The 22,758-nt window shown below is 69.7% G+C and carries 17 protein-coding genes; 6 read left to right on the top strand and 11 right to left on the bottom strand.

Translation table 11 applies throughout. The features are described 5' to 3' along the window. On the bottom strand, window positions 1-263 hold a 263-nt coding region (locus ACAD63_RS00505; protein WP_434033954.1), incomplete at its 3' end, for an aldehyde dehydrogenase family protein. A gap of 262 nt (window positions 264-525) precedes the next feature. On the opposite strand from ACAD63_RS00505, the gene ACAD63_RS00500 reads away from it, so the two are divergent. Further along, on the top strand, window positions 526-1,413 hold the full coding sequence (locus tag ACAD63_RS00500; RefSeq protein ID WP_135706148.1) for a LysR family transcriptional regulator: 888 nt from the start codon (window positions 526-528) through the stop codon (window positions 1,411-1,413). On the opposite strand, the gene ACAD63_RS00495 is transcribed toward ACAD63_RS00500, so the two are convergent. The 3 genes from ACAD63_RS00495 to ACAD63_RS00485 all read right to left on the bottom strand — a co-directional run bounded on the left by ACAD63_RS00495 (window position 1,410) and on the right by ACAD63_RS00485 (window position 5,410). Then, complete coding sequence (locus tag ACAD63_RS00495; protein ID WP_135706149.1) at window positions 1,410-2,372, bottom strand: alpha/beta fold hydrolase; 963 nt, start codon at window positions 2,370-2,372, stop codon at window positions 1,410-1,412. The genes ACAD63_RS00500 and ACAD63_RS00495 overlap by 4 nt on opposite strands. Window positions 2,373-2,462: 90 nt before the next feature. Continuing rightward, window positions 2,463-2,903 (bottom strand): Cu(I)-responsive transcriptional regulator, encoded by a 441-nt coding sequence (gene cueR, locus ACAD63_RS00490; RefSeq protein WP_133096571.1) that lies wholly within the window; start codon window positions 2,901-2,903, stop codon window positions 2,463-2,465. Beyond that, window positions 2,900-5,410 (bottom strand): heavy metal translocating P-type ATPase, encoded by a 2,511-nt coding sequence (locus ACAD63_RS00485; protein WP_434033299.1) that lies wholly within the window; start codon window positions 5,408-5,410, stop codon window positions 2,900-2,902. Before ACAD63_RS00485 ends, cueR begins: the two co-directional genes overlap by 4 nt. A gap of 182 nt (window positions 5,411-5,592) precedes the next feature. On the opposite strand from ACAD63_RS00485, the gene ACAD63_RS00480 reads away from it, so the two are divergent. Further along, window positions 5,593-5,793, top strand: coding sequence for a heavy-metal-associated domain-containing protein (locus ACAD63_RS00480; protein WP_195427887.1), 201 nt, complete (start codon window positions 5,593-5,595; stop codon window positions 5,791-5,793). A gap of 67 nt (window positions 5,794-5,860) precedes the next feature. On the opposite strand, the gene ACAD63_RS00475 is transcribed toward ACAD63_RS00480, so the two are convergent. Beyond that, window positions 5,861-6,589 carry an OmpW/AlkL family protein gene (locus ACAD63_RS00475; RefSeq protein WP_135706151.1) on the bottom strand — a complete coding sequence of 243 codons (729 nt, stop codon included), beginning with the start codon at window positions 6,587-6,589 and terminating at the stop codon, window positions 5,861-5,863. A gap of 278 nt (window positions 6,590-6,867) precedes the next feature. Continuing rightward, entirely contained in the window at window positions 6,868-8,856 is a 1,989-nt protein-coding gene (locus tag ACAD63_RS00470; protein ID WP_434033298.1) for an alkyl/aryl-sulfatase, read from the bottom strand. 155 nt (window positions 8,857-9,011) lie between these two features. Between ACAD63_RS00470 and ACAD63_RS00465 the strand changes: the two genes are divergently transcribed. Continuing rightward, a complete protein-coding gene (locus tag ACAD63_RS00465; RefSeq protein WP_240745910.1) occupies window positions 9,012-9,698 on the top strand; it encodes a TetR/AcrR family transcriptional regulator in 687 nt (228 codons plus the stop codon). Here ACAD63_RS00465 and ACAD63_RS00460 read toward each other — a convergent pair. The 5 genes from ACAD63_RS00460 to ACAD63_RS00440 all read right to left on the bottom strand — a co-directional run bounded on the left by ACAD63_RS00460 (window position 9,650) and on the right by ACAD63_RS00440 (window position 20,301). Then, the gene (locus ACAD63_RS00460; RefSeq protein WP_434033297.1) at window positions 9,650-10,603 is read right to left on the bottom strand and encodes a delta(1)-pyrroline-2-carboxylate reductase family protein; all 954 of its coding nucleotides are present in this window, start codon (window positions 10,601-10,603) and stop codon (window positions 9,650-9,652) included. The genes ACAD63_RS00465 and ACAD63_RS00460 overlap by 49 nt on opposite strands. Before the next feature lie 58 nt (window positions 10,604-10,661). Then, window positions 10,662-12,905, bottom strand: coding sequence for a penicillin-binding protein 1C (gene pbpC, locus ACAD63_RS00455; protein ID WP_135706153.1), 2,244 nt, complete (start codon window positions 12,903-12,905; stop codon window positions 10,662-10,664). Then, the gene (locus tag ACAD63_RS00450; RefSeq protein ID WP_135706154.1) at window positions 12,902-13,606 is read right to left on the bottom strand and encodes a lysoplasmalogenase; all 705 of its coding nucleotides are present in this window, start codon (window positions 13,604-13,606) and stop codon (window positions 12,902-12,904) included. The genes pbpC and ACAD63_RS00450 overlap by 4 nt, the downstream gene beginning before the upstream one ends. Next, a complete protein-coding gene (locus ACAD63_RS00445) occupies window positions 13,603-19,683 on the bottom strand; it encodes an alpha-2-macroglobulin family protein (RefSeq protein ID WP_434033296.1) in 6,081 nt (2,026 codons plus the stop codon). Before ACAD63_RS00445 ends, ACAD63_RS00450 begins: the two co-directional genes overlap by 4 nt. Window positions 19,684-19,815: 132 nt before the next feature. Beyond that, window positions 19,816-20,301, bottom strand: a complete 486-nt coding sequence (locus ACAD63_RS00440; RefSeq protein ID WP_029046491.1) for an Lrp/AsnC family transcriptional regulator — start codon at window positions 20,299-20,301, stop codon at window positions 19,816-19,818. Between the two features lie 169 nt (window positions 20,302-20,470). On the opposite strand from ACAD63_RS00440, the gene phhA reads away from it, so the two are divergent. The 3 genes from phhA (at window position 20,471) to ACAD63_RS00425 (ending at window position 22,714) form a co-directional block, all read left to right on the top strand. After that, complete coding sequence (gene phhA / locus ACAD63_RS00435) at window positions 20,471-21,406, top strand: phenylalanine 4-monooxygenase (protein ID WP_240745911.1); 936 nt, start codon at window positions 20,471-20,473, stop codon at window positions 21,404-21,406. Window positions 21,407-21,549: 143 nt separating this feature from the next. Continuing rightward, window positions 21,550-21,855 carry a 4a-hydroxytetrahydrobiopterin dehydratase gene (locus tag ACAD63_RS00430; protein ID WP_063240039.1) on the top strand — a complete coding sequence of 102 codons (306 nt, stop codon included), beginning with the start codon at window positions 21,550-21,552 and terminating at the stop codon, window positions 21,853-21,855. A 154-nt stretch (window positions 21,856-22,009) separates the two neighbouring features. Continuing rightward, complete coding sequence (locus tag ACAD63_RS00425; protein ID WP_115678953.1) at window positions 22,010-22,714, top strand: response regulator transcription factor; 705 nt, start codon at window positions 22,010-22,012, stop codon at window positions 22,712-22,714. Window positions 22,715-22,758: the final 44 nt, after the last annotated feature.

The raw sequence follows: 22,758 nt of genomic DNA, 5'->3' as shown, positions 1-22,758 counted from the left end.
ATCAGCGCGGCCAGGTCGTCATGGTGCTGGTCGAGCAGCTCCTTGAACTTGAACAGGATGCGCGCGCGGCGCAGCGGTGGCGTCTCGGCCCATGCCGGAAACGCGGCCTTGGCTGCAGCCACGGCGTCGGCAACGTCCTGCGCGGTAGCAAGCGCCACGCGTGCGGCAACTTCGCCAATCGCCGGGTTATAGATATCGGCCAGGCGTTGCGACGCGCCACGCGTCTGCCGGCCGCCGATGAAATGTCCAACGGTAGTTTGCACAGCGCTGGCTTCTGCAAGGATGTCTTCCACTTCCACTCCTGCTTGATACTGGATATCGAGGATCGGCCGCAATCATTGCGCGCGGTAATAACAGCGATAACAGCGCCGCAGCGTCGCTTGCCGCGCATGGCGCAGCGGGCCGGAATGAGCGCAAGCTTGGTGCAGTTGCACCGCCCCGTCCAATGATTTATCGTCAAGCGCAATATAAGCCGCGCTAAATATTGCGCCGCACCACTCGCGCATTCGAAACGCCCCCATTGCATTGGACCTCCACCACCTGCGCGCATTCGTCGCCGTCGCACGAGAAGGCAATCTGACCCGCGCCGCGCAACGCCTGCACCTGACCCAGCCCGCGGTCAGCCTGCAGCTCAAGGCGCTGCAGTCGGCGTGGCGCATCAAGCTGTTCGAACGCACCGCCGCCGGCCTGACGCTGACCGCGGACGGCGCCGCGCTGCTGCCGCTGGCCGAGCGCATCCTCGACGGCGTAGGCGACCTGCAGCACACCGTCGATGCCATGCATCACACGGTGCGCGGGCGGCTGGCGATCGGCACCATCCTGGATCCGGAATTCACGCGGCTGGGACCGATGCTGCGCACGCTGGTCGAACGCCACCCGCAGATTGGCACCGAGCTGCGCCATGGCATGTCGGGCTGGGTGCTGCAACAGGTACGCAGCGGCGCGCTCGACGTCGGCTTCTACCTCGGCCAGCCGGCCGACGCGAGCTTCCATGCGCTCACGCTCACGCCCTTCTCCTACTACGTGGTCGCACCCAAGGGCTGGAAAGAACGCACCGCGCTGCGCTCATGGGCGCAGCTGGCAACGCTGCCGTGGATCTGGACGCCACCCGAGTCGGCGCATAACCGCCTGCTGTGCGAGCGCTTCGCGCAAGCGGGTGTCGACGCGGCCGGCGTACCCAAGGTGGCGCACGTGGACCAGGAAGCCTCGATGCTGGACCTGGTCCGTTCCGGCGTGGGACTGTCGCTGGTACGCGATTCGATTGCGCTGCGCGAGTCGCATGCGCACGGCCTGGTGATCGTCGAGGGCATGTCCGTGCAGACCGAGCTGACGCTGGTCTGCCTGGCAACGCGCCGCGACGACCCGGTGGTGGCCGCGGTGTTCGGCGTGGCGGAGTCGGTGTTCCGGACCTAGCCCGATGGCGGCGCCGAGGCCGCAGGGGGTTGCAAGTGCCGCCGCAGCCAGTCGCCCAGCGCCGCGAACACTTCGCCGCGCAGCGGCTGTGCTTCGTTGAAGATCTCGTGAAAGCCGTGCGGATACCAGACCTCATCGCGCAGGTCGGGCGGCGCATTGTCGAAGAAGCTGCGGCTGCCCGCCGGATCGACCACCCGGTCGGCGCCGCCGACCAGCATCAGCATCGGCGCCTCCAGCCGCGCGGCATCGGCCTGTGCCTGCGCCATGCCGCGGATAAAGCTCTCCAGCACGCTGGCGGTGATGGTGGTCTGCACCAGCGGGTCGGCGCGGTAGGCCGCCACCACGGCCGGATCGTGCGACAGGTGCCGCGCGTCGATCGGGTTGGGCACGCGCAGGCGCGGCGCCAGCGTCAGCAGCACGCGGTGCAGCGCCAGCATCGGCTGCGCCAGCCGCAGCGCCAGCGCAGGGGATGACAGCACCAGCGCGCGCACCGGGCGCACGCGCGCGGTGGCAAAGCGCGCCGCGATCAGCCCGCCCATGCTGTGGCCGAGCAGGATCGGCAGCTCGTTCCAGTCATGCAGCGCGGCGTCGTAGACCTCGGCCAGGTCCTCGAGATAGATGTCGGGATGGTCGGCCACCATGCGCGCGCCGCCGCTGGCGCCGTGGCCGCGCAGGTCGAACGCGCGCACGCGCAATCCCAATCCGCACAGCAGTTCGGCGACGTGCTGGTAGCGCCCGGCGTGTTCTGCAAGCCCGTGCACCAGCAGCACCGAGCCAAGCGGTTCCGCAAAGCGGCCGGGATCGGGGAGCCAGGTGCGCAGCAGCAGCTCGGTGCCGTCGCGCATGCGCTGGCGGCTTTGCACCGGCGCGTGCGCAATGGCGGGGCCAGGGGCTGTAGTGGTGCCCCGGGCCTCGGCGGCGCCAGCGGAAGCGGGATCGTCCGTCATCGGTTGTGCCATGCGCTACGGTCTCCTCTGCGGCCGGGCCGGCGTGTGCGCCGGCATTGTTCTTTGTCTTGCTGCGTGACTGCACCAAACGGCACAAGGCGATCAGTGACAGCCCTGTTCTTCCCGCGCCGCGTGGCGCGCGTCGCCAGTGCCAGGCACATCCGCGATATCGGCCAGGATCGGGCAATCCGGCCGGTCGTCGCCGCTGCAATGCTGCGCCAGTTGCCGCAATGTATCGCGCATCGCCGCCAGTTCGGCAATGCGCTGCTCCAGGTCGGCCACGTGCCTCAGCGTCAGCGCCTTGACGTCGGCGCTGGCGCGGCCGCGGTCGCGCCACAGCGACAGCAGGTCGCGGATCTCGTCGAGCGAGAAGCCCAGATTACGGGCGCGCCGCACGAAGCGCAAGGTATGCACCGCGCGTTCGTCATAGCGCCGGTAGCCGCCCTCGGTGCGCGGCGGCGCCTCCACCAGCCCGATCGATTCGTAGTGCCGGATCATCTTGGCCGACACGCCCGACGCTTGCGCCGCTTCGCCGATATTCATCGCTTGCCTCCCTGTGCGGTGGCTGCCGTGGCTGCCGTTCTGGACTGCGGATGCCAGCGCCGCAGCAGCAAGGCGTTGCTGACCACGCTGACGCTGGAGAACGCCATCGCCGCGCCCGCCACCACCGGGTTCAGCAGCCCCGCCGCCGCCAGCGGGATGCCGACCACGTTGTAGAAGAATGCCCAGAACAGGTTCTGCCGGATCTTGCGCACGGTGCGGTGCGAGACCGCCAGCGCGTCGGCCACCAGCGCCGGGTCGCCGCGCATCAGCGTGATGCCGGCTGCGTGCATGGCCACGTCGGTGCCGGTCGACATAGCGATGCCGACATCGGCCGCCGCCAGCGCCGGTGCATCGTTGATGCCGTCGCCGACCATCGCCACGACCGCACCGCCCTGGCCCAGCGCCTGCACACGCGCGGCCTTGTCCTCGGGCAGCACCTCGGCCTGCACCTCGTCGAGGCCGAGCTCGCGCGCTACCCGCGCCGCCGCACCGGCGTTGTCGCCGGTCAGCATCACGGTGCGCACGCCCGCCGCGCGCAGCCGGGCGATCGCCTTGGGCGCGCCCGGCTTGATCGCATCGCCAAACGCAACCAGCCCGACGACGCGTGGCGGCGTGGTCTCGACCAGCCACGACACGGTGCGGCCTTCGCCTTGCAGCCGCTGCGCCACCGGTGCCAGCGTACCCGCGTCAGCACCGAGCAATTCGCGCAGGCGTTCGCTGCCGAGTTGCAGCGCCTGGCCGTCGACCACGCCGGCAATGCCGCGGCCCGGCAGCGCCTTGACGTCCTCGGCCCTGGGCACGTCGATGCCGCGCGCCTGCGCCGCGGCCAGCACCGCGCGTGCCAGCGGGTGTTCGCTGCCGGCCTGCAGCGCGGCCAGACGCGCCAGCAGCGCGCCGCCGTCGGCATCGGCGTCGGCATCGGAAGAATCGGCAGCATGCAGCGCCACCACCTCGGGCTTGCCGACCGTCAGCGTGCCGGTCTTGTCGAACGCCACCACGCTGACGCGATGCGCCACTTCCAGCGCCTCGGCGTCCTTGATCAGGATGCCGGCACGCGCCCCCGCGCCGGTGCCCGCCATGATCGCGGTGGGCGTGGCCAGCCCCAGCGCGCACGGGCAGGCGATCACCAGCACCGCCACCGCATTGAGCAGCGCCGCTTCCCAGTTTCCGCCCAGCAGGCCCCAGCCCAGCACCGTCAGCAGCGCGATCACCAGCACCACCGGCACGAACACCGCGCTGACCTGGTCCACCATGCGCTGGATCGGCGCCTTGGCCGCCTGCGCATGCTCGACCATGCGGATGATGCGCGCCAGCACGGTCTCGGCGCCGACGGCAACGGTGCGCGCCACCAGCAGCCCTTCGAAGTTGATCGCGCCTCCGGTCAGCCGGTCGCCCGGCTTCTTGGGCACAGGCACGCTCTCGCCGGTCAGCATCGATTCGTCCGCATGGCTGCTGCCTTCGATCACCTCGGCATCAACCGGGATGCGCTCGCCCGGGCGCACCACCACCTCGTCGCCGACGCGCACCGAAGCCAGCGGCACGCTGATTTCCTCGCCGCCGCGGCGCACGCGCGCGGTATCGGGGCGCAATGCCGCCAGCGCGCGGATGGCCTCGGCGGTCTGGCGCTTGGCGCGCGTCTCCAGCCACTTGCCGAGCCGCACCAGCGTGATCACCACCGCCGCGCTTTCGAAGTACAGGTGCGGCATGGCGTCGGCAGGCGTGCGCCACATCAGCCACAGCGACAGCCCGTATGCCGCGGTCGTGCCCAGCGCCACCAGCAGGTCCATATTGCCGGCGCCCGCGCGCACCGCCTTCCAGCCAGCCTTATAGAAGCGCCAGCCGAACACGAACTGCACCGGCGTCGCCAGCAGCCACTGCGCCCAGGCCGGCAGCATCCAGTGCACGCCGTACCATGCCAGCACCATCGGCGCGACCAGCGGCAGCGACAGCGCGGCCGAGATCGCCACCGGCCAGGGGCCGTCCCAGAACGCAGGCGTGCGCGCGGCTTGCGTCGACGCAACTGCGCCGGCTTCGGCACCAGCCGCCGGCGTGGCCCCATAGCCCGCGCGCGCCACGGCGGCAGTCAGCGCGGCGTCATCGGCGGTGCCGCGCAGCACCGTGACCGTGGCGCGTTCGGTGGCCAGGTTGACTTGCGCCTCCACCACGCCCGGCACGGCGCGCAGCGCCTTTTCCACGCGCGAGACGCACGACGCGCAGGTCATGTCGCTGACTTGCAGTTCGACGGTGTCCTGCGGCACCGCATAGCCGGCATCGGCCACGGCGCGCGCGGCGGCCGGCAGCACGGCAGCGGAGTCGGCATGCAGGGTGGCGGCCTCGGTGGCAAGGTTGACGGCCACGTCGTGTACCCCCGGCACGCGCGCCAGCGCGTTCTCCACGCGGCGCACGCACGAGGCGCAGGTCATGCCCTCGACCGCCAGGCGCCATTCGGGCGTGTCGTCAAAGTTCTTGGCGGGTTGCGGAGCGAGCACAGCGCTGGAACTTGTCATGGTTCTGGATCATCCACAGTGTCGATGTCAGCATCATTAACCTTACCATCATGGGAAGGTCAAGGGCGGAACAGCATTTCCCGCCACTTTAAAAATCCTCTTGCGCTTCCCACCATGGCAAGGTTCACACTATGTCTGTCGCGGCGCCGTGCCGCCATTCAACCCTTCAGGAGGTTTCCAGCATGATCCAGTTCCAGGTCGAAGGCATGTCCTGCAACCATTGCGTCGGCGCCATCACGCGTGCCGTGCAGGCGGTTGATCCGGCCGCCAGGGTCAGCGCCGACGTACCGACCCAGGCCGTGCGCGTGGACAGCGGCGCCGACACGCAGGCATTGCGGCACGCCATCGAAGACGCTGGCTATCCGGTCAAGTCGGTGTCATAAGCGGCAGGCCTGCAGCAAAAAGGGACGCCCCCGGGCGTCCCTTTTTGCACTGGCCGTGGCGCTGCGCTCAGAAGCGGTAGCCCACGCTCAGGAATGTCACCACCGGGTCGATCTTGATCTTGGTATGCGAAATGATCGTCACCGGGCCAGCCTGCGTGGTCAGCGTGGCGGTGGTGGACAGCGGCAGGTACGAAACCGACAGGCCGAGGAACCAGTTGTCGTTGATCGCATAGTTGGCGCCGATGTTGAACACCGGATTCCACGACGGCTTGGCGCTGGCGGTCATCCTGGCGCCGGGGATGCCGAACGCGCCATTGACGAATTGCTGGTTGGTGATGGTTTCGTCGGTAAACCAGGTGTAGTTGACGCCGATGCCGACATACGGGCGGAACTTGGTCCTGGCGTCGAAGAAGTGGTACTTGACCAGCAGCGCCGGGCTCCACTGCTTGACCGAGCCGAGCTTGCCGTACTTGGCGTACTCGCCGGTACCCGTGACGTCATGCTTGGGCGGAATGCCCGCGACCAGCTCGCCCGAGATGTTGTCCGTGAAGAAGTGCGTGAACGCCAGGCCCAAGGTGTCGGCGCTCTCGATATCGGCGCCGGTGTTGGCGCGGGTCATGTTGACCGGCCGGCCATTGATGCTGTCGACGGTCATCGGGTCGGCGGAGCTGTTCGGCATCACGCGGAACCAGCCCAGGCTGACGATATTGCTGCCGGCCGATTGTGCTTGTGCGGCTCCTGTCAGCGCCATGACAGCGCCAGCCGCCAGCATCTTCTTCTTGTAGGTCGATTTCATAGTCCTCTTACTCCTCATTCGTTTACTGCCGTATGCATTATCCGGCGGGTATGAGCAGGACTGTTTCACCGACGATACAGAATCGTAGAGGACGCCCCCTAAACGAAGGGTTAACCACTAAGAAACCCAGGCTGAAGACATTGCCAGGCCGGGTAAACGCTGCGTCGGCGCAACGCTTTATGCCGCGCGCCGGAAAAAACCCTGAAAGATACGAGGGTTTAGGGGCCGGCTGCGCAATAGCGCCCGCCTGCCCCTGCCCTACGCGGCGAGACCCGCGCTCACGGCGTGACGATTGCGAAGCTCGGCTCGAACTTGTCCATCAGTGCCAGCCATGCAGCGAGCGCCTGCGGATCGCCACCGACTTTGGCGCGGCCGGCCTGGGTCTCCGCCTGCAGCGTGGTCTGCCCCGAGAGCACGCCGGTCAGCACCGCGCGCGGCATCGTCAGTGTGGCCTGCGGTGCGGCATGCTGCGCGCCTGCCTTGTAGCGGAACACGCCGTTCTCGACCGTCAGCGCGTAGCGCTTGCCGGTGTCGGGCTGCACCCAGTTGATCGCGACGGTCTTGCCCGCGGCACGGTCGCCGTTCAGGCTGATCGCCAGGTAGTCCAGGAACATGGTGTCGGTCATCGCCCGCAGCACGTCGGGGCTGCCGGTGCGGCGCGTGGACCTGGGCGCGCCGTCGCGCAGCTCGGCAGCGCCGGTCAGGTAGGCATTGCGCCAGGTCGACGACTCGGCCTGGTAGCCGAGCTGCTCCAGCGCATCGGCCTGCAGCCGGCGCGCAGCCTGGTTGTCGGGGTCGGCAAAGACCACGTGCTTGAGCACCTCTGCCACCCAGCGGTACTCGCCGCGCGCATACGACGCGCGCGCCCGCTCCAGCACGCGCGCCGCGCCGCCCATGTACTCGACGTAGTGCTTGCCGGCATCCTCGGGCGGCAGCGGGTTCAGGTTGGCGGGATTGGCGTCGTACCAGCCGAGGTAGCGCTGGTAGACCGCCTTGGCGTTGTGGCTGACGGTGCCGTAGTAGTCGCGCAGGTGCCATTCGGAGGCCAGCGACGGCGGCAGCTTCACACGCTCGGCGATCTCGGCGGGCACGTAGCCCAGGTTGGCGAGCCGCAGCGACTGGTCGTGGATGTACTTGTAGCCATCGCGCTGCTTGCCGAGGTAGGTGACGATATTGTCGCGGCCCCAGGTCGGCCAGTGGTGCTGCGCGAACAGCACCTCGGTGCGGCCGCCGAAGCGGTCGATGGTCTCGTCCAGCGCGCGCCACCACTGGTTGGCGTCGCGAACCTGCGCGCCGCGGATGGTGTACAGGTTATGCAGGTTGTGGGTGGCATCCTCGGCCGCGCACAGCGCCTTCCACTGCGGCAGGTACATCAGCATCTCGGCCGGCGCCTCGGTGCCGGGCGCCATCAGGAATTCGATCTGCACGCCGTCGATGGTGCGGGTCTCGCCGGTCCTCGCGATCAGGTCGGTCGGCGGCACCAGCGTCAGCGTGCCCTGCGCGACCGCCTTGCCGAGCCCGGCATCGACCTGGCCGGTGGCCGAGCGCTGCAGGTTGGCGCCATACATGTACTGGGCGCGTCGGCTCATCGCATTGCCGGCAAAGACGTTCTCGCTGACCGCCTCTTCCATGAAGCCTTCGGGCGCCAGCACTTTGACCTTCCCCGCCTTGACGTCGTCTTCGCTGATCACGCCCTTGGCGCCGCCGAAGTGATCGGCATGGCTGTGCGTATAGATCACCGCCACCACCGGCTTCCTGGGGCGGTGCTTGTAGTACAGCTCCAGGCCGGTGCGGGCGGTCTCGGTGGCGGTCAGCGGGTCGATGATGATCAGGCCACTGTCGCCTTCGATGATCGTCATGTTGGAGATGTCGAAGCCGCGGATCTGGTAGATGCGGTCGGTCACCTGGAACAGGCCGTGGTTCATGTTCAGCCGGGCCTGCCGCCACAGGCTGGGATTGACCGTCGCCGGTGCGACATCCTTGTCGATAAAGCGGTATGAATCCAGCGACCACACCACCCTGCCTTGCGCATCGCGGATCTCGCCGCTGTCGATGGTGCCGATGAAACCCCGGCGCGCGTCCTCGAAATCACGCTGATTCTGGAACGGCAGTTGCTGAAGCACGGCGGCCTGGGCGCGGGCCGTGGCGTCGCTGGCCGGGTTGGGCGGTGTAGGCGCGGCACTGGCCGATCCGGAAGCGCCAGCGAAAACGAGGGCTGCGGCGAAGGCCGCGGCAGTAGAGGTCGGGTACGACATGCGGGTCTCCATGCGGGTCTCCTTCAGGCGCTGTCAGCGAGTGGTGTCCAAAGATTGTGCTGAACGTTCAGTACAATATTGAAGTTTGCTGGCAGAACTCCTCTACTGTCAAATCGCAGCGCCGCTGAAAATTCTGAACTTTGCCCCTGCCCCCTATGCCGTCATCGATGCCCCCGCCCACCAAGGCCCCGCCCGCTGCGCTCAAGAACCGCCGCGGCCTGGAAACACGAGACCGGATTCTCGCCGTCGCGCGTGAGCTGATCAGCGCACATGGCTACTCCGAGGTGACACTGGATCAAATCTCCGCCGAGGTCGGGGTGGCCAAGAGCAGCCTGCTCTGGCACTTCGGCAGCAAGGAAATGCTGCTGGCACAAGCCGCGACCAGCCTGTTCGAAGACTTTGGAAATGAGCTTGGGGGAGTCGCCAGGCATGCCGGCAAGACGCCGCCGCAGCGGCTGGAAAACCTGTTCGACGAACTTGCCGACTATTTCACGGCCAACCCCGAGGCCAAGGGCGTGGTGCTTGGCCTGCTGTTCTCCGGCGGCGTGCCGGCCAGCGTGCGCGAGCAGATCCGGCACAGCTGGGACGCGCATGTGCGCGACCTGGCCGAGGTGCTGTCAGTACCGGGCCAGCCGCTGCCGCCCGAAATGTCACGCCTGATCGTGGCCACGCTGCACGGCTGCTATGTCCACTGGTACGCCAGCGACCGCAGCGAGCCGATCGCCGGCTTCCTGGCGCCGGCGCGTACCTTGTTCAGCGACTGGCTGCGCGCCCGGGCGGGCCGAGCGGAAGATGATCGGGGGCGTCAGGCGCGGCTGGCCAGCACGCACGCCGCCAGGTCCCACAGCGCATAGCCCACGCTCTTGAACACCAGCGGGCTGCCGCCGCGCGTGCGGATGGCATCGGCCTGCAGGATCGCCGTCTCGAACGGCTGCACGGTGCCCCAGTCGATGCCCGCCTGCAGCAGGTCACCTGCTTCTTCCTCGATGCCGAACAGCGTATCGGCCAGCAGGCGCCCGTGGTCCGCGGCCGCATGGCAAAGCCGCGGCGGCAGCTCGCACATGTCCGGCCGGAAAGCGCCGACCGCGGCGATGAAGTGGTCGTCGCGCCAGAGCCCGCTGTCCAGGTCCGGCAGCACCGGGCTGCGGCTGGACGTGACCGTGACCACCATCGACACGCGCGGCAGCACCGCGGCAACGGTGTCGGTCACTTCGGCCTCGACGCCCAGCGTACGCGCCTGCGCGGCCAGCGCCTCGGCCTTGTCGCGCGTGCGCGACTGCAGCCATACCTTGCGCACACCCAGTCCGTCGACAAAGGCCTCCAGGTGCGTCAGCGCCTGCACGCCGGCGCCGACGATCAGCAGTTCGCCGTCGGTGCGCGCGGCGAAGCATTGCGCCGCCAGCAGCGACACCGCCGCGGTGCGCCGGCCGGTCACCGTCGGCCCGTCGAGCATGGCCAGCCGCGCGCCGGTATGCGCGTCGGCCACCACCACTTCGCCAAGGATATTGGGCAACCCGCGCCCAGGGTTGCCGGGGTGCACGGTGATGTTCTTGGTCATCACCAGGTTGCGGTTGCGCGCCGGCATCACCAGCAGCGTACCCTCGCCGTCCTCCGCATCGCCCACCGGCAGCGCGATGCGCGGCGGCGCCATGGCCGTACCGTCGCGCAGCTCGGCCAGCATGTCGGCGATGGCGCGCGCCAGTTCGGGATATGGCAGTCGGGCCGCCGTGCTGGCGGCATCGAGGGGAAGCAGGGACATGCGGGCGCTCCGGCGGGATGGTGAAGCGGCCATTATGCGGGACGGCCGCGCAGCGATGTCAGCGCCTGGCAGGCGCGGACGGCGCCCGCACCGATGCGCCGCGCACCTCGATGCCGATCCGGTCCACGACCTTGCCCGCCGCGTCTAGCAGTTCCACCTGATGGCGGCCCGGCCACGGCAGCCACGCCACCTCGGCGCCGCGACCGAGCGGCTTGCCGTCCATGCGCCAGCTGACCGCGCGCGCGGACTGGCCGGCGATGCCTTCGGCCTGGAACCAGACGCGCTGCGATGCCGGCGGCATGTCGGGGTCGAGCGCGAACACGGTACCGTTGGCCGGGTTGGCGATCGCCGGCGCGGTGCTGGCCGCCGCCGCGGGCTTGCCAACGCTGACGCGCGTGATGGCCGTGCCGGCGAGGAACACCTCTTCCCGCGCGGGCTCGAGGCCATCATCGAAATTCAGCGTCACGCGCTGCACGCCCGCGGGCATCACCGGCGCGCGGCTGCCTTGCTCGCGGTGCAGCGCTTCCATGACGTCATGCCACACCGGCGCCGCGCCGGACACCCCGGAAACGTCGCGCATGGCCGCGCCGCTGGCGTTGCCGACCCACACGCCCACGGTATAGCGCTGCGACCAGCCGATGCACCAGTTGTCGCGCATGTCCTTGCTGGTGCCGGTCTTGACCGCGGTCCAGAAGCGCGTGGTCAGCGGGCTGTCGAGGCCGAAGGTGCGGGCGCGCGCGTGGCGGTCGGCAAGGATATCGCCGATCACGTAACTCGCGCCCGGCTGCATGACCGCGACGGGCGCAGCAACAGGTGCGCCTTCGCGCAGCCGCGGCGGCGCATAGCGCCCGCCGCTGGCGAGCGCGCGGTAGGCATTGGTCAGCGCCAGCAGCGACACGTCGGCGCTGCCCAGCGCCAGGCTGTAGCCGTAGTAGTCTCCCGCCTCGGTCAGCGGCAGGCCCAGCGCCACCAGCCGCTTGTGGAAGCGGTGCGGCGTCACCATCACCAGCGTGCGCACCGCCGGCACGTTCAGCGATGCCGCCAGCGCCGCGCGCGTGCTGACCCAGCCGGCGTAGCGGTGGTCGTAGTTCTGCGGCACATACAGTCCGCCGCCCACCGGCAGGTTCACCGGCCGGTCGTCGAGCAGCGATGCCGCGGTCAGGCGCCGTTCCTCCAGCGCCTGCGCGTACAGGAAGGGCTTGAGCGTCGAGCCGGCCTGCCGCAGTGCGGCGGCGTGGTCGACCTGCGCGGCCGACGACAGCGCGCCGGACGAACCCACGTAGGCCAGCACGTCGCCGCTGGCGTTGTCGATCACCACCACCGCGCCATCCTCGACATGGCGCCCGGCCAGCTCGCGCAGGTGCCGGTCGAGGCTTGTGACCGCCGCGCGCTGCAGGCGTGCGTCGAGCGTGGATGTAATGTGCGCTGGCATGGAGGCGCCGGGCGCCAGCTGCGCGCGCGTGTCGCTGACAAGCCGGCGTGCGAGATGCGGGGCGAGCTGCTGCACCGTGGCAGGCACCTGCGCCGCGGCATTACGCTGCGCCACCGGCCCGGTGCGCAGCAGCGCCAGTTGCGCGAAGCCTTCCAGTCCTTCGCATTGGCGCGGCAGCCGCATTTCGCGCAGGATGCCGCAGGCCCGGCGCGCCACCTGCACAGCCGGCGCGTTGGGCGCGCGCACCAGCGCCACCGCCAGCGCCGATTCGCGCGCATCGAGCCCTTGCGGGTACTTGCCGAACAGCACCTGCGACATCGCCGACAGCCCGACCAGTTCGCCACGGAACGGCACCAGGTTCAGGTACGCCTCGAGGATCTGGTCCTTGCTCCAGCTGCGTTCCAGCGCCGCCGCCCCCGCCGCCTGACCAACTTTCTGCGTGAGACTGCGCCCCTGCGCCGCCGCGCCGGACCGGCGCAGGTCGTCGTCAAGCAGTCCGGCCAGCTGCATGGTCAGCGTCGAGGCGCCGCGCGTGCGCGTGTTCCACAGGTTGGCCCACGCCGCCGCGGCCACGCCTTGCCAGTCGACGCCGCTATGCGCGTAGAAGCGCCGGTCTTCCGACAGCACGATGGCCGTGCGCAATGCCGGCGAAGTCTGCGCCAGCGTGACCCAGTCGCCGCGGCGCGCGCGGAAGTCGTCGCGTACCCGGCCGACCACATCGCCGTGGCGGTCCAGCACGACCACGTCGGCGCTGCGCCAGTCGTCGCGCACCTGCGCGAAGGCCGGCAACGCGGCAGCATGGCCGCTCCACAGCAGCGGCAGCAGTGGCAGCAGCGCCAGCCAGGTCAGTCGCGCGCCGCGTCGCTTCATGCCTCAGGCCGTCCCGACACGATGCCCGCCACCAGCAGTACCTGTGCCGCGGCATAGGTCCACCAGATGCCCAGCGCGAAGGTCTCGAACGGCACCAGGAAACGCGCGATGCCGATCATCATGTCCGACGCGGCAAAGCACAGCGCGCCCAGCGCCGCCAGCGGCGTCGGCAGCCGCGCCACCAGCGCGCTGCACGCCATCGCCGCAAGCACCCCTACGTACACCGACACCGGCACCGTCAGCGTGCCGAGATTGGGCCAGAAGCGTCCCAGCATGGTCCCGGCCACGCCGAGCATGGCGCCGCATGCGATCAGCCGGTGCGGGCGCAGGTCGCCGGCCAGTGGCACCAGCAGCCGCAGGTAGGCGAGGTGCGCAAGCAGGAAGGCACCCAGCCCGCCCACGAACGAAAACGACAGCGCGGGCACCGCCAGCAGGAAATCGCCGACGGCCGAGCACACCAGCGCCGTCACCAGCCAGCGCCGTTCCGGCAGCGGCCGGTGGAACCACGCGGCCCGCGCCAGCAGCAGCGCCATCGCGGTCTTCCACAACGGCTGCATGGCGATCTGCCCGGTCAATGGCGCGCCTTCGGGCAGCTCCATCGACACCTGCACCAGCAAGGCGCCATAGAGCACTCCCGCCAGCGCGCCCGCGACCCACCACTCGCGCACCCGCGCCGGCATCCTCAGCGCGATCCAGCTCATGGACGTGCCCCGACCACCAGCCGCGCGTTCGGCGCCACGCCAAAGACATCGGGCGCGTACATCGCTTCGACGCGCGACGGCGGCAGCGAGAACTCGCCGGCGTTATTCAGGCGCACCGTGTACTCGACCGACACCGTGCCCTTGGGCAGGTAGCCGAAGTACTCGCGATACGCCTGCGGCGTGCGTTCGGTATAGGCCGGCCAGGCCACGCCCTGGCGCCGCTCGCCGCGCGTGGCGATCTGCGAATCGCGGCCCAGGCCGCTGCCGAGGATGGTGGCGCCGGCGGGCACCGGGTCGCTGACCACCACCCAGGTCATGTCGGCCTGCGCATCGATCTCGAGCTTGACGCGGTACACGTCGCCGCGCGACCACTTGCCCGACACCGCCTGCTCCTGCGGCGTCACGGTGCGCTTGATGCGGTAGCCCGCGGCCAGCGGCGCCGTGACCGGCACCGCGGCCAGCGCCTGTACCGTCGCCCACGGATGGCCCGCGCCGGCCTGCTCCACCTGCAGCGTGCCGCCGTCCGCGCCTGCCGGCCACGGCAGGTCGACACTGCCTTGCGCCACGCCGTCGTTGCGCTGCGCGCGCGCCCAGTCGAAGCTGCGCGTGGCATCGGCGGCGTTGCTCACCGAGACGCGCGTGCTGCCCGCCACCGGCGTCTTCTCGAACACCTGCGCAAAGCGCGTCACCGCCAGCATGCCCCACGCATTGGCGGTGGTGGTGCCCCAGGCGCCGCGCACCTGGCGGCCGATCAGGCCGGTGGCCAGCTGCGGCGCGTCTTCCTTCCAGCCCGGCAGTTCGGCGGCCAGCGTCAGCAGCCGCGCGGCGTTGGCGTCGCCGCCGGCCATCATCCACCACCAGTTGTCGTTGCGCTCGGTGGAGAACGCCAGCCGCGTGCCTTGCACCGTCAGGCGCGAGCGCAGCAGTTGCTGCGCCTCGGCCAGCCGCTGCTCGCGCTGCGGGATATCGGCCATGCGCGTCAGCAGCAGCGTCCAGTCGAGCAGCGCCGAGGTCGGCCACTGCGCCGGCAGGATCTGGATCGCATCCAGCATGCGCGCCTGCGCGTGGCCGGTACGCGACAGCGCTTCGAGCGCGGCCAGCTTGCGCACCTCCAGGTATTGCGTGCCGCCCACCGGCGACCAGCCGTCGCGGCGGATACGGCCTTCGACGAAGTCGGCCAGTCCGCGCTCCATCTGCGCGCGCTGCGCGTCGGGAATGCGCAGCGCCAGGCCTGCGCGCGCGGCTTCGTCGGTCACAGCCAGCAGGTAGGCGGTCAGCACCTCGCTGCCGTAGTCGCTGTCCGAAGCCAGCGGGAAATACGAAGCCAGCCCGTTGGCGTCGAGGTACGACGGCAACTGCGTCATCAGCGCTTCCCACGCGGCCTTGTCGTTCAGGCCGATCGCCTTCGACGCACGCTGCTCCAGGCAAGTGAACGGATAGTGGCGGAACCATTCGCGCACGCCCGGCATGCCGCCCGCCAGCGACGACTGGAAGTTCACCTGCAGCCCGCCGCGCACCTTGCCGGCGGGATCCGCCAGCGCTCCCGGCGGCGCCTTGACCGGCACCGACAGCGACGGCGACACCTGCGCCAGCGTTGCCTGCTGCACCGTCACCGGCACCGCGGGGACGATCTGCTGCGAGACCTTGATGCGGTCGCCGGCATTGCCGCCGCCCTGCTCGCTCGCCTGCACTTCCCACATCACGGTGCCGCTGCGCGCATACGCCAGCAGCGTGGGCGCGGTCACGTCCCAGCCGATCTCGCGCGCTTCACCCGCGGGAATCTGCACGGTCTGCGCCGGCAGCGTGCCGTCGTTGCCGAGCAGCGTGGCGCGCGCGCTCGCCTGCACCGTCATCGCGCGCTTCGTGGTATTGCGCAGCGTGAACATGGCGCGGTAGCGATCGTCCTCGCGCACCAGCAGCGGCAGGCCCGAGATCACCTGCAAATCCTGCGTGGCGGCGATGGTGGCGCTGCCGGTACCGAAGCGGCCCACGCCCAGGTCGGCCACGGCGACGATGCGGAAGCTGGTCAGCGAATCGTTGAGCGGCACTTCCAGGCTGGCGCGGCCTTCGGCATCGAGCTGCACGCGCGGGTTCCACAGCAGCAGCGTGTCGAACAGCTCGCGCGTCGGGCTCTTGCCGCCGCCACCGCCGGCGGGCACGGCCTTGCGCCCGTAGTGCCGGCGGCCGATGATTTCCATCTGCGCGGTCGACGTTTCCACGCCATAGCCGCGCCGCTGCAGCATGGCGTCAAGCAGGTCCCAGCTGGTGTTGGGCATCAGCTCCAGCAGCGCCTGATCGACCGCGGCCAGCGCGACTTCGCCATTGGCGGCGGGCTTGCCGTCGGGCAGCCTGACCTGGATCGCCACGCGCGCCTTGCCGCGCACCGGATAGGTGGCCTTGTCGGGCGTCACCGTGACATCGAGCCGGTGTCCGGCATTGCCCACCCTGATCTCGGCCAGCCCCAGCCGGAAGGCCGGCTTGGACAGGTCGACCAGTGCCGTCGGCGCGGCATACTCGCGGCCTTCGCTGCGGAACGCGCGCCACCACTCGCCGGGCTGGCGCCAGCCCCAGGTAAAGAACGAATGCCACGGCACTTCATGCAGGCGCCCGCGCAGCGCCAGCACCGAGACGTAGACATTGGGGCCCCACTCCGGCCTGACCTGCACGCGCACCGTGGGATCGCTGCCATGCAGCTCGACCACCTGGGTCTGGTAGACGCCCTCGCGCTCCACCGCCACCAGCGCGGTGGCGTGCCGGAACGGCATGCGCACCTGGAACACCGCGGTGTCTCCCGGGGCGTAGGACTTCTTCTCCGGCAGCAGGTCGATGCGATCGTGGTTCTCGCCGCCGAACCACAGTTCACCCTGGCGCGTGACCCAGACCGTCGAAGCGGCCTGCGCGGTGCGTCCCTCCTTGTCGCGCGCGCTTGCCACCAGTTCGACCTGGCCGGCCTGCTCCAGCGCCACCTCGCAGCGCGCGCGGCCCTGCGCATCGGTGCGGGTCTCGCACACGGTGCCGAGGTCGCGCGTCTCGGTGCGGTTGTCATAGCGGTAGAAACCGCCGACCACGCGCTTGCGCGCCGAGGTGGTGAGGCGAGCGCGCGCATTGAGCTTGACCGGGGCATCAGCCACCGGCTTGCCGTTCAGGTCCAGCACCACGCCATGCACCGCCAGCTTCTGCTTCACCGAGACCCAGCCTTCGGACCGGATGCCGACCACCACGCCAGCTGGCCACAGCGGCACGGTCTGGCGCAGCGTCTGGATCTCGCCGTTGGGGTCGGCAAAGCCCGCTTCGAGCACCAGGTCGCGCGGCGCGTCGGTCTTGGGCAGCTTGCGCAGCGTGACAGAGCCGTTGCCGTTCTTGTCCAGCGTCAGCGGCAGCTTGTCCGCCACCAGCTTCTGGCCGTCGTCGGGCTGGTCGGCGTCATCCATTTCCTCGTCGCCGCTGGCGCTTTCGCGCTGCGGTCGCGGCGGGTTGAACGAGAACTCGTCATAGCCGGGGAAGCTGACGCTCTTGTCGCGCAGCAGCGCCGATACGCGCACCGGCAAGCCGGCCGCGCCGCCGCCCGACAGGTAGTGGATTTCCACGCCGACCGGCAGCTCGGCCGGCGCGATCGCAGCGCCGGCCTTGCCGGCCAGCTGCAGCGTGCCGGCGAGAACCGGCAGCCGGAACGCTTCGACGCGGAAGCTGCCGCTGGGATAGGTACGCGAGCCTTCGTCGCGGCCATTCGCGCGCCCGCCCTGCTGCGTCTGCTCCTGCGTTTCCAGCTCGACGGTATAGACGCCGAGCTTGGCCGCGGGCGGCACCTGGAACGTGCTTTCCGCGCTGCGCCCGCCAGTCGCGGTCTGGCGCCACTGCAGCGGCAGCTCGTAGGTCTGGCCGCTGCCGTCGTGGCGGATCACCACGCGCGTCGGCAGCGGGCGGCTGGCCGGCGGCAAGGCAAAGCCCTGCGCGGTCTCGGCGCGGATCAGGTGCTTCATCGACACGGTCTCGCCGGCGCGCAGCAGGGTACGGTCGAAGATGGTATGCGCGCGCACCGTCGGCGCGGTGCTGGTGTCGGTGGGCACGTTGAAGCGCCAGGTCTCGATGCCGCGGTTCCAGTCCGACATCACGAAGGCCATGTCGGCCTTGCCGCGCGCCTGCGGATGTCCGGCGGCGATGCGCGCCGACACGAAATAGCCCGACAGCCCGTTCTGGTCGCAATTCGATTCCGGCACGGCGTCCAGCCGGGCAAAGCGCACCACGCCGCTGGCATCGGTGCGGCCCTCGCCCAGCAGGCGCCCGCTGCAGTCGCGCACCGCGACGGCGGCGTCGGCCACCGGCTTGCCGTCGTCGAGCGCCGTGACCCACGCCAGGCCGCTGCGGCTGCCGTCGTCCTCGTTGCCCAGACTGCGACCCAGCTTGAAATGCACGCCCAGGTTGGTCACCAGCGCGGCGGTGCGCACGTACATCGGCGCGCGCTTGCCGAGCAGCGCCTCGCCCAGCATCGGCGAAGCGATCTCGACCACATGGAAGCCCGGCTCGGGCAGCGGGATGCCGACCACCTCGAACGGCCGCGGGCCGTCGCCCGATGGTTTGGGTACGGCCAGCTTCTGCACGCCGGGGGCGCGCTCGAGCAACGACACCGAGCGCGTCTCGATCGACACCGCGTTGCGCAGATTGCTGACGCGGTACGGCGAGCGGCCCGCCAGCACCGCGTCGAGCTCGCCGCGCGTATAGTTGGACTCATGCATGCGGCGCACCAGCCCCAGCCATTGCATCACCGCGGCATCGTCGTCCACGTGCAGCTTCATCACCGTGCCGGCACGCGCCTGGATGCCGCGCACGGCCAGATCGGCCTCGACATTGCGCAGCGTCACCGGCAGCAGCGGCGGATAGTCGGCGGGCGACTTGCCGCGCGGCAGCTCGCCGAAGCGCTCCACCACGCCGAACGGCGCTGCGGCGAACTTGGCCAGCGGGGGCATGGACGCGGTGGCGACCTTGAGCGGGAACAGGTCGGCATTGGACAGCGTGCGGCCGCTGTCGTCCTTCAGGTCCTTCGGTATCTCGATGGTGAACTGCGCCTTCTCGGCGAACGGCGCGGCAAAGGTGAGCGCGCTGACGCTGGCATCCGGCGCCAGATCGGGAGCGAACTGCGGCGCACGCGGGCCGGACGGCGTCTTCAGCACCACCTTCTCGGCCTGCTTGCGCGGCACCGGGGCCGAGAACGTGACCGACATCGGCCGCAGCGGCGTGCACGGCGATTGCGCGTGCTCGCGCTCGCAGCTGAAGCTGGCGGCAAAGGGTTCGCGCACGGTGTAGTCGAAGCGGCGCTCGTCGCGCGTGGCCACCCCCGACGGCGTGGCAATGCCCGCGCCCAGCACCAGCTGCACGCGCGCCGCGGCCGGCAGCCGCTGCTGGCAGGCGAGCAGGTGCACGGCATCGGGCGCCGGCTTGGCCAGTTTGGTCCAGTGGATCGCCTCGAGCAGCTCATCGCGTTCCTTGCCGGCGAGCAACCGCACCGGGATGCGCTCGCCCAGCCCCTGCGCCTGGCACCAGGCGTGCTCGCGCACCGACGCCGGCGTGGCCGGGCCGTTGAAGCGCAGCGCGAAGACCTGGTCTTCCTCGATCTCGCCGCCGGACGGCCGGCTGGCGATCACGGTCGGGCCGCCGGTCTCGAAGCGGTATTCCGGCTTGCCGGCATAGGCGGTGCCGGCAACGCTCTTGAGCCCGGTGCGCATGCGCACGCTGCAGCGCACCCCGGGCGGCAGGTCGCTGGCGAAGTCATAGACCCAGTTCCTGGCATCCACCCAGCGAGCCTGGCCGCTGGTGCCGGCGCCGGTGCAGGACACCGCGGCGGGCGCGGCGGCCTGCACGTCGCCCATCGGCACCATGGCCTCGTCGAAGCGGATCGCCACCTGCCTGACCTGCCCCACCGTGCCTTCGGGCGAAAAGCGGGTGACCTGGGCGGCATCGGCGGGCTGGACGCCGGCGAGCAGCGCGAGCGCGGCGCCCAGCGCCAATGCCGCGGCGCATGACGCGCGCGCTGGCTGCCTGCTGCCAAGGTCCCGACCGGCTCCGGCGACGATTCCCTTCATCCTGCCATCCTCCCTTTTCCGCCACTTCGTGGCACCCGGCGAGGGTGACACGCACGCCACAGGAGTGCAAGACCGGCGCGCAATCCTGCATGGCGCACCTGGAAAAGATTCAACCCGGACTTAAAAGCCGGCTCAGCGCAGGTGCGACAGCGGCAGCGCCCCCTCGCACTTGATCGCGGTGAGCACGATATTGGAACGCACGCTCTCCACCCCGGGCACCCGCATCAGCCGCTTCATGGTGAATTCCGCCAGCGTGGGCAGGTCCGGCACGACCACGCGGATCAGGTAATCGGCCTCGCCCGCTACCGAATAGCACTCCTGCACCTCTTCGAGCAGCAGGATTTCCTCGCGGAAGCGCTCGACGATGGTGTCGCCGTGGTGCGCCAGCTTGACGCTGATAAAGACCAGCACGCCCAGGCCGAGCGCCTGGGTCGACAGGCTGACGCGGTAGCCGGTGATGACGCCATCGGCTTCCAGCCGCGCCAGGCGGCGCCCGACCTGGCTGGGCGACAGGTGCACGCGCTCGGCCAGTTGCTGGTGGGTGGAGCGGCCGTCCGCCTGCAGCGCGGCCAGCAGGGCCAGGTCGAACGGGTCAAGAGAGACGCTTTGGGCAGTCATACACAAATTCCGCATCGAGTCATCGCATGACGCACGTTACATGCACGATCAATTGAAGACAAGCCGATTTTGCGGCGTATATGCAGCATGCTGTCACTAAACTACGCAGTAAATCCGCATTCCGCGCTGCCGCGCCGCAGCGATCACGCATAACAGGAGACACAAACCTATGTCCGCACCCGCCATGGCCGCCACCGAAGCCCCCGCCGCCTTCCAGGGCACCCTCACCGACAAGCTGCGCGAACAGTTCGACGAAGGCCTGCTGTCCGGCCAGGCGCTGCGCCCCGACTTCACCATCGCGCAGCCGGTGCACCGCTACACCAGCACCGATCACGCCATCTGGCGCAAGCTGTACGAGCGCCAGGCCTCGATGCTGCAGGGCCGGGTCAGCGACGAATTCCTGCAAGGCCTGGCCACGCTGGGCATGGAAAAGGACCGCGTGCCGGATTTCGGCCAGCTCAACGAGACCCTGATGCGCGCCACCGGCTGGCAGGTGGTCGCCGTGCCCGGGCTGGTGCCGGACGAGGTGTTCTTCGAGCACCTGGCCAACCGCCGTTTCCCGGCCAGCTGGTGGATGCGCAAACCCGAGCAGCTGGACTACCTGCAGGAGCCGGACTGCTTCCACGACGTGTTCGGCCACGTGCCGCTGCTGATCAACCCGGTCTTTGCCGACTACATGGAGGCCTACGGCAAGGGCGGCCTAAAGGCGGCCGGCATGGGCGCGCTCGACATGCTGTCGCGCCTGTACTGGTACACGGTAGAGTTCGGCCTGATCCGCACCGGGCAAGGGCTGCGCATCTACGGCGCCGGCATCCTGTCGAGCCAGGGCGAATCGATCTACAGCCTGGACTCGGCCAGCCCCAACCGGATCGGCTTCGACGTGCGCCGCATCATGCGCACGCGCTATCGCATCGACACGTTCCAGAAGACCTACTTCGTGATCGACAGCTTTGAGCAGCTGTTCGACGCGACCCGGCCGGACTTCGCCCCGCTGTACCAGGAACTGCGCGCGCAGCCCACGCTGGGCGCCGGCGACGTGGTGCCGGGCGACCAGGTGATCAACGTCGGTACCCGCGAAGGCTGGGCCGACACCGACGACATCTGATTCCGGCGGCCCCTGCCCCGCTTCCCGCTTTGTGAAACAATGCCGGCATGCCCGCCGCCCCGGCGCGGGCGGGCCGGCTGTCCGCTCTGGCGGCGTCCCCCGACGCTGCCTGCCGATTTCCCAAGACCCAGATCGAGCCCACCATGACCCCTCTGTCCCCGCAAGCCCGAGCCACGCTGCTCGCCGAACTGCCCGGCTGGACCACCGTCCAGGACCGCGACGCGATCTTCAAGCGCTTCACCTTCCACGACTTCAATGCCGCCTTCGGCTTCATGACGCGCGTGGCGATCCAGGCCGACAAGGCCGACCACCATCCCGAATGGTTCAACGTCTACAACCGCGTCGACATCACGCTGTCCACCCACGACGCCAACGGCCTCACACAGCGCGACATCGACCTGGCCCACTTCATCGAGCGCGCCGCGGCGGCGCTGGTGGTGCCGGGCTGATACCCGGATACCCCGCGCGGCAGCAGATACCCGGGCGGATGTAGGCAAACCGTAAGGAAGCAGCCGTCCGCGCCGAGTACAATCTGCGGCAGGCCCGCACCGTGTGCTGCATGGGCCCTCCTCCAGCCATGCCCAACCTCCTGCCCGAGCCGCCATGCGTATCCTGCTGATTGAGGACGACCGCCAGATTGCCAGCGGCGTCGAAGCCGGCCTGTCCCGCGCCGGCCACCAGGTACGCGTCGTCCATGACGGCGTCTATGCCACCGAACACCTGCTGCGCGAGCAGCACGACCTCGTCATCCTCGACCTGGGCCTGCCCGGGATCGACGGCATGACCCTGCTGGCGCGCTACCGCGCCCGCAACCGCACCACGCCGGTCATCATCCTGACCGCGCGCGACGAACTGGAAGACAAGCTCTCGGGCCTGAACGCCGGTGCCGACGACTACCTGATCAAACCCTTCGCCCTGCCCGAGCTGGAAGCGCGCGTGCGCGTGCTGCTGCGCCGCAGCCAGCATGGCGAGGCCGCGCCCGAGCGCGACGTGCGCCTGGGGCGCCTGCGCCTGTCCGGCAACGACCGCCGCATGTTCATCGACGCACGGCCGCTGGAACTGTCGCCACGCGAGTTCGCGGTGCTCGAGCTGCTGCTGCAGCGCCAGGGCCGCGTCGTCAGCAAGGCGCAGCTGCAGGACCACCTGGCCACTTTTGCCCACCCCGCCGGCGAAGGCGGCGATACCGTGGGCGACACCGCGATCGAGGTCTACGTGCACCGCGTGCGCAAGAAGCTCGAGGACAGCGATGTCGAGATCATGACCGTGCGCGGCTTCGGCTACCTGCTGCAGATCCGCGCCGGCCAATGAAAGCGTTCCTGCCGCTTGCGCCGCCCGGCGCACGGCACTGACCC

It is taken from the genome of Cupriavidus sp. a3 (genome assembly GCF_051015765.1).
In the GTDB taxonomy this organism is placed as follows: Bacteria; Pseudomonadota; Gammaproteobacteria; order Burkholderiales; family Burkholderiaceae; genus Cupriavidus; species Cupriavidus oxalaticus_A.
This window is presented reverse-complemented; position numbering and strand designations above follow the sequence as displayed.

Excerpts from the sequence above, each read along its gene's own strand:
- ACAD63_RS00495 (WP_135706149.1), bottom strand. The coding sequence starts at position 2,372 with ATGGCACAACCGATGACGGACGATCCCGCTTCCGCTGGCGCCGCCGAG.
- cueR (WP_133096571.1), bottom strand. The coding sequence starts at position 2,903 with ATGAATATCGGCGAAGCGGCGCAAGCGTCGGGCGTGTCGGCCAAGATG.
- ACAD63_RS00485 (WP_434033299.1), bottom strand. The coding sequence starts at position 5,410 with ATGACAAGTTCCAGCGCTGTGCTCGCTCCGCAACCCGCCAAGAACTTT.
- ACAD63_RS00480 (WP_195427887.1), top strand. The coding sequence starts at position 5,593 with ATGATCCAGTTCCAGGTCGAAGGCATGTCCTGCAACCATTGCGTCGGC.
- ACAD63_RS00475 (WP_135706151.1), bottom strand. The coding sequence starts at position 6,589 with ATGAAATCGACCTACAAGAAGAAGATGCTGGCGGCTGGCGCTGTCATG.
- ACAD63_RS00470 (WP_434033298.1), bottom strand. The coding sequence starts at position 8,856 with ATGGAGACCCGCATGTCGTACCCGACCTCTACTGCCGCGGCCTTCGCC.
- ACAD63_RS00465 (WP_240745910.1), top strand. The coding sequence starts at position 9,012 with ATGCCCCCGCCCACCAAGGCCCCGCCCGCTGCGCTCAAGAACCGCCGC.
- ACAD63_RS00460 (WP_434033297.1), bottom strand. The coding sequence starts at position 10,603 with ATGTCCCTGCTTCCCCTCGATGCCGCCAGCACGGCGGCCCGACTGCCA.
- pbpC (WP_135706153.1), bottom strand. The coding sequence starts at position 12,905 with ATGAAGCGACGCGGCGCGCGACTGACCTGGCTGGCGCTGCTGCCACTG.
- ACAD63_RS00450 (WP_135706154.1), bottom strand. The coding sequence starts at position 13,606 with ATGAGCTGGATCGCGCTGAGGATGCCGGCGCGGGTGCGCGAGTGGTGG.
- ACAD63_RS00445 (WP_434033296.1), bottom strand. The coding sequence starts at position 19,683 with ATGAAGGGAATCGTCGCCGGAGCCGGTCGGGACCTTGGCAGCAGGCAG.
- ACAD63_RS00440 (WP_029046491.1), bottom strand. The coding sequence starts at position 20,301 with ATGACTGCCCAAAGCGTCTCTCTTGACCCGTTCGACCTGGCCCTGCTG.
- phhA (WP_240745911.1), top strand. The coding sequence starts at position 20,471 with ATGTCCGCACCCGCCATGGCCGCCACCGAAGCCCCCGCCGCCTTCCAG.
- ACAD63_RS00430 (WP_063240039.1), top strand. The coding sequence starts at position 21,550 with ATGACCCCTCTGTCCCCGCAAGCCCGAGCCACGCTGCTCGCCGAACTG.
- ACAD63_RS00425 (WP_115678953.1), top strand. The coding sequence starts at position 22,010 with ATGCGTATCCTGCTGATTGAGGACGACCGCCAGATTGCCAGCGGCGTC.